General features: G+C 53.7%; 3 protein-coding genes. 1 reads left to right on the plus strand and 2 read right to left on the minus strand.

Annotated elements, in window-relative coordinates:
• Window positions 1–804: PAS domain-containing protein (locus WA354_RS25510; RefSeq protein ID WP_472815846.1), on the minus strand; the 804-nt coding region annotated here is incomplete at its 3' end.
• 72 nt (window positions 805–876) lie between these two features.
• On the minus strand, window positions 877–1,563 hold the full coding sequence (locus WA354_RS25515; RefSeq protein ID WP_472815847.1) for a response regulator: 687 nt from the start codon (window positions 1,561–1,563) through the stop codon (window positions 877–879).
• Between the two features lie 339 nt (window positions 1,564–1,902).
• Between WA354_RS25515 and WA354_RS25520 the strand changes: the two genes are divergently transcribed.
• Window positions 1,903–2,373, plus strand: a 471-nt coding sequence (locus WA354_RS25520) for a hypothetical protein (RefSeq protein ID WP_472815848.1), incomplete at its 3' end; no start/stop codon positions are given.

Below are 2,373 nucleotides of genomic sequence, written 5' to 3' on the forward strand. Positions count from 1 at the left end.
CTTCTGAGCTTCCTCGGACGTTTTTTTCTGATCGCTCAGGTCCCACGCCGAACCAGTGAGGCCCGAGAACCGGTGATGTGCGTCGAAGCGCGGCGACGCAGTGTCCCGAATCCAGCGGTAGCCGCCATCTTTGTGTCGCAAGCGATATTCATGCGAAAACTCGGTCTTCTCGTCAAAGGCGGTCTGAAAGGCACTCATGAGTGACTGGCGATCATCCGGATGTACAAGTTGAAGATTGACTGTGCCAAGAGCCTCTTCAACCGGTACCCCGGTAAACTCCAGCCATCTCCGGTTGACGAAAATGCACTTCTCATCTGGTCCCGTCATCCAAATCATGACGGGAGCCGAATCAGCCAAGAGGCGAAATTCCTGGTCCATGGATGGCGATCCCGGTTGGCCCATCTTCTCCGCTGTAATATCGCGGTGAAAGATAAGAGCGCCAGCACCCGATTCCCGCCAGGCCCGGACGGTCATGCGAAACCATCGAATCGCGTGAGGCACTGGACGGATGTATTCGTGCTCGAACTCTTGATCTTGCCCGCTGATAACGGCCTGGATGCCCCTTAGCGCGCGGTCGAGGCCCACGTCGTCGGTCGAGGACCGGAATAACGAAAGGTAGTCTGCTCCCACCGGGTGTTTGGCGATGCCGGCAACCTCACCTCGTCTGGGAAGTTCCTTCCATGCGCGATTGACGGCAAGGACATATCCAGCGGAGTCGATTACCACACAAGGATCGCTTACCACCTCGATGAAAGATTGTAAAAGTGCGCGGTCACTGCGGGGGGATGCAGTCGCGGGGTTCATTCTTCCTCACTGCCTGTTGCGTGTCGAAGAAAATCCGACGTTGTGATTCAAACGGAGAAGCCTTTGGTTTTGCTAGACGGTAACGTCGAGCGGTTTCACGGTGATCAAACCGATCTTGATGGCGTGTTGCACCAACTCTGCCGTTGTGCGAATTCCCAGCACATTCATCAAGTGATACTTGTAAGACTCAGCCGTTCGCGTGGAAATGCTCAATTGCGCTGCGACCTCTTTCATCGTCATCCCGGATGCGACGAGTTGCAGGACTTCGCGTTGTCGAGGAGTCAGCGGAGGGGCCTTGTCAACGAGGGGACGGCGGGCTGCCTCGGCAAGAACACTGACAAGATCGGTGGGAAACTCCGGACTCAGATAGCATCCACCGCCCAGTACCACTCTAATGGCTTCGACAAGAACGGTGCTGTTCGAGGTCTTCAAAACAAACCCCGATGCTCCTGCCCTGAATACCAGCACAGCGAGGCTTGTATCCGCATGCATTGTGAGAATGATGAACTTGGTGCGCAACCCCATTACGGAAAGAGTTTGCACGGCATCAAGGCCGTTCAGTAATGGCATCGAGAGGTCGGTGAGAACCAGAGTCGGCCTGCACCTGACCGCCATCTCGATAAGTTCCTTGCCATCTGCAGCTATGCCAATAACTTCATACTTCTGACCCAAAAGAGAACGTAGGCTCTCCGCAACGAGTTGGTGGTCATCCGCGATGAGGATCGTGGGGCGGGTTGGGTGGCCTGGGCGAATGATCATATAACATCACCGCTGACTCATAGTGGGAACTGTCAGAATTGACAGGCCGAACAAGAGGAGTCTGTCCTCTGGTTTGTATGGTAACCGACAAACGAGAGAGCACTGCAGTAGTTTTACGGATTTGAACTGAGAATTCCTGCGTGGTGCGTGCTCTTTCGTCATACAGTACTTTTTCCCGGTTCAACTCCGTATGTTTACGTGTTGATAAATCCCATCGACTTCGCGAGATTGACTAGACAGCGACGCTTGAAGGTCGACGTTTGGATTATCGATTTCAGACATAACAAGACATGAGCTGGATTTCTGCGATCTATGCAAATCTTGAAACAGGGGAGAAGAGTGCTTATTCCTGACCTAAGCGAGATCAAAAAGGGTTCGTTAATCAACATTGGTGCGCCCAGAGCCGGAGCGATAAGCCATTCGTATTTTCTCGCGGGTGCCCTTTTCATTGGCTTTGGATGTGTTGCCAGTTCCTACAGCCAGGAAGCTCCGCCGGTAGCGGTGCCGGTTTCGACGGGGGAGAACCTCACCCAACAGGCCGCCGATCCGACGGCACCGCTGATGGCCTTCAACTTCAAGCAGGAGTACGTAAGTAGCTTTTATCAAGTGCCAGGTTCGGGAAGTGATTTTACCTTCCAGCCGGTGATTCCGTTCCGGGCGTGGAGAACTTCGAATCTGCTTCGCGCAACGGTAAATTACAACACCAGTGGCCCAACAGGAAGCGGTGTGAATAACGTCTCTGTCTTTGACCTGATCGTCTTCAACGAAGAATGGGGTCGATGGGGTTTTGGCCCGCTGATCCAGTTTGTT

This window comes from Occallatibacter sp. (genome assembly GCF_049802275.1).
Taxonomy (GTDB): domain Bacteria; phylum Acidobacteriota; class Terriglobia; order Terriglobales; family Acidobacteriaceae; genus Telmatobacter.